This is a genomic window from Actinoplanes sp. NPDC049265 (genome assembly GCF_043197135.1).
GTDB lineage: Bacteria > Actinomycetota > Actinomycetes > Mycobacteriales > Micromonosporaceae > Actinoplanes.
Genome location: NZ_JBICSP010000009.1, coordinates 278,767 through 285,243, shown reverse-complemented (window position 1 = coordinate 285,243; position 6,477 = coordinate 278,767). Strand labels below are relative to the sequence as shown.

At 74.1% G+C, this 6,477-nt stretch carries 8 protein-coding genes; 2 read left to right on the top strand and 6 right to left on the bottom strand.

The genetic code is table 11. From position 1 onward, the window contains the following. Positions 1-245: 245 nt before the first annotated feature. Positions 246-704, bottom strand: coding sequence for a MarR family winged helix-turn-helix transcriptional regulator (locus ACGFIO_RS23000; RefSeq protein WP_392828405.1), 459 nt, complete (start codon positions 702-704; stop codon positions 246-248). Positions 705-770: 66 nt separating this feature from the next. Between ACGFIO_RS23000 and ACGFIO_RS22995 the strand changes: the two genes are divergently transcribed. Further along, a complete protein-coding gene (locus ACGFIO_RS22995) occupies positions 771-1,625 on the top strand; it encodes a hypothetical protein (RefSeq protein WP_392828403.1) in 855 nt (284 codons plus the stop codon). Positions 1,626-1,783: 158 nt separating this feature from the next. Here the strand turns inward: ACGFIO_RS22995 and ACGFIO_RS22990 are convergent, their stop codons facing one another. The 5 genes from ACGFIO_RS22990 to ACGFIO_RS22970 are packed head-to-tail and all read right to left on the bottom strand — an operon-like array spanning position 1,784 to position 5,387. Then, the gene (locus tag ACGFIO_RS22990; protein ID WP_392828402.1) at positions 1,784-2,323 is read right to left on the bottom strand and encodes a cupin domain-containing protein; all 540 of its coding nucleotides are present in this window, start codon (positions 2,321-2,323) and stop codon (positions 1,784-1,786) included. A gap of 4 nt (positions 2,324-2,327) precedes the next feature. Further along, the gene (locus tag ACGFIO_RS22985) at positions 2,328-2,990 is read right to left on the bottom strand and encodes a nitroreductase family protein (protein ID WP_392828400.1); all 663 of its coding nucleotides are present in this window, start codon (positions 2,988-2,990) and stop codon (positions 2,328-2,330) included. Beyond that, positions 2,987-3,796, bottom strand: coding sequence for an alpha/beta fold hydrolase (locus ACGFIO_RS22980; RefSeq protein ID WP_392828398.1), 810 nt, complete (start codon positions 3,794-3,796; stop codon positions 2,987-2,989). The genes ACGFIO_RS22985 and ACGFIO_RS22980 overlap by 4 nt, the downstream gene beginning before the upstream one ends. Beyond that, on the bottom strand, positions 3,793-4,557 hold the full coding sequence (locus ACGFIO_RS22975) for an SDR family NAD(P)-dependent oxidoreductase (protein WP_392828396.1): 765 nt from the start codon (positions 4,555-4,557) through the stop codon (positions 3,793-3,795). Before ACGFIO_RS22975 ends, ACGFIO_RS22980 begins: the two co-directional genes overlap by 4 nt. Next, positions 4,554-5,387, bottom strand: a complete 834-nt coding sequence (locus ACGFIO_RS22970; protein ID WP_392828394.1) for a sugar phosphate isomerase/epimerase family protein — start codon at positions 5,385-5,387, stop codon at positions 4,554-4,556. The genes ACGFIO_RS22975 and ACGFIO_RS22970 overlap by 4 nt, the downstream gene beginning before the upstream one ends. 96 nt (positions 5,388-5,483) lie before the next feature. Here ACGFIO_RS22970 and ACGFIO_RS22965 point away from each other — a divergent pair, with 96 nt between their 5' ends. Continuing rightward, complete coding sequence (locus ACGFIO_RS22965; protein WP_392828393.1) at positions 5,484-6,413, top strand: LysR family transcriptional regulator; 930 nt, start codon at positions 5,484-5,486, stop codon at positions 6,411-6,413. The last annotated feature ends 64 nt before the right edge of the window (positions 6,414-6,477 follow it).

The following is a 6,477-nucleotide window of genomic DNA, read 5'->3' as shown; positions in this document are numbered from 1 at the left end:
GCACGCCCTGCGCGGTGGGCACGCCCTGCGCGGTGGGCACGCCCTGCGCGGTGGGCACGCCCTGCGCGGTGGGCACGCCCTGCGCGGTGGGCACGCCCTGCGCGGTGGGCACGCTCGGCTAGCACCGGGGTTTGCGGTGGTAGCCCAGCGCGGTGGGCAGGCTCGGATGCCGCGCGGGCTAGCACTGGGGGTTGGGGTGGTAGGGACGGGCGGTGGGGCGCCGTGCGGCTACCGCTGGGGGTGGTTCAGGTGGGGTTGACGTCGCAGGAAGCGGACGGCGCGGTGCCAAGGGCGCGGCTCAGTAGTTCGTAGAGCTTCTCGCGCTCCGGCTCGGTCAGCGACCCGAGCAGGCGGGCCTCGACGGCGCTCATCCGGGAATACGCGTCGGCGAGCGTCTCGCGCCCGGCCGGGGACAGCTCGACGATGTGCCGCCGCCGGTCGGCCGGGTCGCGTCGCCGCACCGCCAGCCCGAAACCCTCGAGCTCGTTGAGCAGCAGCACCACGTTGCTGGGGTCGAGCTGGAGGGCGTCGGCGATCGCCTGCTGACCGACCGGGCCCAGGTCGCCGAGGAACTTGAGCGCCACCAGGTGACGGTTGCGCAGGTCGCCGACGGGCAGGGCGGCGTCGGAAGCCCGCTGGGCCAGCCGCCCCAGGTGCACGACCAGCGGGATCGTGCGGCCGTTGGTCGTTGTCTGCTCCGTCACGCCCGAAGCCTAGTACGTCACCGATCTATTGTGCAACACAAACGATTAGTGCTACACATTCTATCTATGAGCAATCAACGACTTGTCATCGTCGGCGGCACCAACGGACTCGGCCAGGCGATCGGGCGGCAGGCGCTGGCCCAAGGGGCCGAGGTCACCGTGGTCGGGCGCACCTTCCGCGACCGGCCCACGCCCGGGCTGCGGTTCGTGGCCGCCGATCTCTCCTCGATGCGCGAGGCCGCCCGGGTCGCCGACGAGCTCCCGGTCGAGCCGGCCGACATCCTGCTCTTCACCAACGGCATCTTCGCCTCGCGCGACGGGCGCGAGCAGACCCCCGAGGGCATCGAGCGTGACCTGGCCGTCAGCTATCTCAGCCGGCTGGCCGTCGTGCAGCGGGTGCACGCCCGGCTCGGCGTCGCTCGACCGGCCGGCGCACCGCGGGCCCGGGTGTTCGTCATGGGCGCGCCGGGCACCGGGCAGCTGGGCGAGCCCGGCGACCTCAACAGCGAGCGGGACTACTCAGCCATGCGCGCGCACAGCAACACCATCGCGGGCAACGAGGCGCTGGTCGTCGGGGCGGCGGAGCGGTTCCCCGGCCCGGCGTTCTTCGGCCTGAGCCCGGGGGTGGTGAAGACCGGCATCCGGTCGAACATGTTCAGCGGCGGCGCCGGGTACCGGGCGATGGAGGGTTTGATCGGTCTGCTCTTCCCGTCGCCCGAGGGCTACGCGCGGAGGATCCTGCCGGTGATCACCGGGCCGGAGCTGGAGGGCCGCGGCGGCACGATCTTCGACCGCAAGGGGCGACCGAAGGCGGCGAGCAAGGGCTTCGATGCCGCGTACGCCGCCCGCGTCCTCGACGCCTCCGACGAGCTGCTGACCCGCGCCCTGGCCAAGGGTTCCAGCCGGCCTGAGGTGAGCTGAGCCCGATCAGCTCGGCCAACCGCGCCCGGACCGTGCCGCGGGCGACCGGGAGCCGCCGGAGCGCCCGCGGTGCCGACACGGCCGGATCCGTCCGGGTCGCCGTGCCGAAAGGTCAGCTCCGCTCGGGTGGCGGAGCTGACTCCGGGTCGCCGGGAGCGTCATCCGGGGCCGGAGGATCCGCCGGCCCGGGTGGCGCCGAGCAGGACCACCGCCAGCGTGGCCGGGCCGGGCCCGGGGTTGCGCCAGCCGTGGTGGGTCCCATGCTGGACGAACGCGTCACCCGCGTGCAGGGTGCGTTCGGCACCGTCGTCGAGGCGCAGGACGATCGAGCCGTCGATCACCATGCCGAAGTCGACGGTGTCGGTGGTCTCCATGCCCGAGCCGTCGTCGTCCCACGCGTCGAGCAAGCCGGGGAACAGCTGGTCGAACTCGGCCAGCTGGTCCGGGGTCGGCGCCGGTGCGGCGGGGTCGACGGGATCCACGGTTAGGACGAAGTAGCGCACGCCGCCGGCCGGCGGGAACATGGTCGTGCCCGGCGCCCGGCGGCCGTCGTGGGGCAGGCTCGGCAGCCGGTCGGAGGTCCAGAGCGGGGTGTTTCGCAGCCCGGGGAACGCGGCCCCGGCCAGGGGCTGGGGCTCAGACTCCTCGGCCACGGCGGACCGGCCGTCCGGCCGTTGTCCGGTCACGATCAGCTTCATCGTCTCACCACCGTTCCCAGCGCAGGACCTCGTCGACCGGGACCCGGTGCGCCGGCCGGAAGTCGGTGCCGATCGTGTGCGCGAGCGGGATCAGCGCCGCCTGCATGACCTGGGCGTGCGGGATGCCGAGCAGGTCGGCCACCTCCCGCTCCACCGGCAGGTTGGACGTGGTCCAGCAGGTGCCCAGCCCGTGCATGCGGGCGGCGAGCATGAAGTTCCAGACCGCCGGCAGGACCGAACCCCAGGTTCCGGCCTGGTCGGCCACCGGGGCGTCGTCGGTGCGGCCGGTGATGCAGGGTACGACTAATGCCGGTACCCGGTGCAGGTTGGCGTCGAGGTGGTCGAGCCCGGACCAGACCTTCTCCATGGAGCGGGGCTTGGCGTAGGCGCGCCGCGTGTCCTCGGCCGGCATCGGGGAGCCCCCGGCGGCCCGCCCGCGGCGCCACAGGTCGGCGAGCGCGGCCCGCCGTTCCGGGTCGGTGACCACGACGAAGGCGGCCCGCTGCCGGTTGCGGCCGGTCGGCGCCTGCACGGCGATCTCGACGCACCGCTGGATGACGCGCGGGTCGACGGGCCGGTCGAGGTCGAGGCGGTGGCGGACGGCGCGGGTGGTGGTGAGTACGTCCTCGGCGGACAGTTCGAGCAGGTCGGGCATGGTGCTCCTCACGAAGAAGGACGGTCGAGAGTGGCGAGCCAGCGTTCGGTCTCGGCGTCGACGAGACCGGGCTGTTCCTGGTGGATCCAGTGGCCGGCGCCGGGCACCAGAACGGCCCGCGACGCCGGGTGGGTCGCGAGCGCTTCTTCCAGCCGGGCGCGCTCCGCGTCACGGTGGAAGGACAGCACCGGTTGGGTACGCCGGGCCAGCACCGGTTCGGCCGCGGGCCGGAAGCGGATCGAACTCGGGTCGTCGAGGTTGGCCCGCAGGCTGGCGGCCACGACCGCCGGTGCCACGGCCATGACCTCGCGCCGGTGCCGGTCCCGGAGCTGGGCGGAGGCCGTCGCGGCGTCGATCCGGCGTGCGAACAGCTCAATCACGCCCGCGTGTACGGCCTCGTCGCCGGGCCGGTCGGCGATCGGTTGCAGATGCGCCCGACCGGCCGGGTCGCCCGCGTAGTCGGGGTCGATCAGCACCAGCGCGCGTACCAGGTCGGGCCGGCGCACGGCCAGGACGGTGGCCGCCGACGTACCCATCGAATGGCCGACCACGACGACCGGCCCGATGCCGAGGTGCTCGACCGTGACGGCCAGGTCGGCGGCGAGGTCCGCCGCCCCGTATCCGTACCCGGGCGCGGTGCTCCGGCCGTGCCCGCGCAGGTCGACCGCGACCGCGCGGCGGCGCGAGCGCACCAGCGGCAGCTGTGCCGACCAGGCGGCGGCCGAGCCCAGCCAGCCGTGGACCAGCACCATCGGCGTATCCGTGGTGGCGGGGCCGCCGTCGTCGTAGTGCAGCAGGATGCCGGGCCGCCCGGTCACGGGGTCGCCGCCAGCTGGGCGCCCCCGCACACGTGCAGCACTTCGCCGGTGACGAAGCCGGCGCCGGGCGAGGCCAGGTAGGCGACCGCGTGGGCGACGTCGTCCGGGGTGGCGAGGCGCCGCAAGGGGGTGATGGCCCGGTGCCGCCGGCTGAACTCGGCGAACTCCTGCTCCGAGCGCCCACCCCGGGTGAGGGGCGTGGCGACCATGCCCGGTGCCACCGCGTTCACTGTCACGTTCAGCGGTGCCAGGTCGACCGCGAGTGAGCGGGTCAACCCCACCATCCCGGCCTTCGAGGTGGTGTAGGCGACCGGCCCGCCGCTCAGCCAGGTCCGCGAGGTGATGTTGACGACCCGCCCACCGCCGGCCTCCTGCCACAGCGGGATCGCGGCCTGGCACAGCGCGGTCGGCCCCCACACGTTCACCGCCATCACGGTCTCCCAGTTCGCCCGGGTCACCTCGGCCAGGCCGCCGTGCCCGGTGACCGCGGCGTTGTTGATCAGCTGGTCGAGCCGGCCGTAGGTGTCCTGGACCCGCCGCACGAGGGTGGCGACGGCGGAGGCGTCGGTGACGTCGCCGGCCCAGCCCACCACCGGGCGGCCGGTGGCGGCGGTGATGGCGGTGGCCCGGGCCGTGACGGCGCCGGCGTCCACGTCCACCAGCACGACGGCGCTTCCGTCGCTGCTCAGCCGGGCGCCGATGGCCCCACCGAGCACGCCGGCACCGCCGGTCACGACGGCAACCCGCTCGGCCGCGGTCACGACGGCGTCCCGGCGCTGAGCCGGGCGAGCACGGCCGCGTTGTGGCGGGCGGTGTCGGCGGGCGAGCGGTCGTCGCTGAAGTCCTCCAGCGAGATCCAGCCGTCGAACCCGACCGCGTCCAGGGCCTCCAGCAGAGCCGCGACGTCGACCACACCGTCGTCGAGCGGGGACCAGCGAGGCTGCCACACCCCGCCGCCCGGTGGACGGTCGAACGCGACATTCTTGAGGTGCACGCCGGCCAGGTACGGACCCAGCACGTCGAGCGCGATCCGGTGGTCCTCGTAGCCCTCGATCATCACGTTTCCGGCGTCGTAGAGCACGCCGACGACGGCCGGATCGGTTCCGGAGAGGAGCCGGTGGGCCAGCGACGCGCTCGGGCAGATCGTCCTCTGGTGCAGTTCGAGCAGGGCGCGGACGCCGTGGGCGGTGCCGCGGCGCTCCAGGTCGGCGACGAACGCGGTGGCCGCGCTGAACGCTTCCGGGAAGGGGGTGCCGTCGCGCCAGGGGGCGCGGAACCGGATCCACGGCACCCCGGCCGTGGCGGCGAGGGCGAACGCCCGCTCGGCGGCGTCCCGGTCGCCGGAGTCGACGTAGGTGTCGAGGCCGATCACCGTCAGCCCGGCGCTCGCGCAACGGGCGACCGCCTCGGCCACCTCGCCCGGCGCGAGGGTGCAGAGGTTGTCGTCGAACCGGTCGGTGCCCGTTCCGGCGCCCGCGTCGGTGACCCGCCACTCGATGCCGCCGTACCCGGCGGCTACCGCGGTCGCGATGGCCTGATCCGGGGTGTGGTCGAACAACGACACCGAACAGATCCCGAGTTTCACCGTCATGCCTCGCAGTAAAGGCCACGGTGAGGGGCCCAGTCCAGGACCGATCGCGCACCCCCGGCCATGCCTCGGAGGCATGGCTCGGGGCAGGATGGCGTGGTGGAGCTTCGCCATCTGCGCTACTTCGTCGCTGTTGCCGACCGCGGCTCCCTGAGCCGCGCGGCCGGTCACCTGCTGATCGCCCAGCCCGCCCTCAGCCGGCAGATCCGTGCGCTGGAGGAGGACCTGGGCCACCAGCTGTTCGAGCGCACCCGCACCGGCGTCAGCCTGACCTCGGCCGGCACCGCCCTGCTGGCGCACGCGCGCCAGTTGCTCTCCCTCGCCGCCGCGACCGGCGAGGTGCTGGCCGACGGGGCCCGGCCGCAGGAGGTTGTCACCGTGGGCCTCCCACCCGGGGTGCCGGGCGACTGGGTTCTCGCGACCACCCGCGCGCTCGCCACCGACGTGCCCGGCTGCACCGTGCGTTACGTGGAAGCCGGCAGTACCGAGCAGCTGCGCCTGCTGCAGCGCGGCCGCCTCGACGTCGCGATCGTCCACCAGGTGCCGGCGGGCGACCTGACCGCGCGGCTGCTGTGGCAGGAACCGCTGGGCATGGCGGCGCGCCCCGGTCATCCGCTGGCCCGGCGGGCCACCTACACCGTCGCCGACCTGGACGGACTCCGCGTGCTGATCCATTCGCGCGACCAGGTCCCGACCCAGCAGGACGGTGTGCTCGCCGCCGCCATGGCCGGCGGAGCCCACCCGATCTGGATCTTCGCCCAGTTCGTCGAGCACGCCCTGCCCAGCGCGGAGGCGGCGGGCGCGGACGCCGTGCTGGTCGGGTCCCACACGGCCCGCCAGCAGCTGATCGGGTGGCCGTGGCGACCGCTCGACGGGCTCACCCAGCCGATGAGCACCTGGGTCGTGCACCGCTCCGACACCCGCACCGGAGTTCGCGCGGTCGCCGCCGCCATCGCGCCGGCTGACCAAGAGGCCGACCAAGCCGCTGAGCAAAGGCTGGGCGAGGCGGCTCAGCAAAAGGCCGACTGAGCGGCCGAGTAGAGGCCGAGCGGCCGAGTAGAGGCCGAGCGGCCGAGTAGAGGCCGAGCAGCCG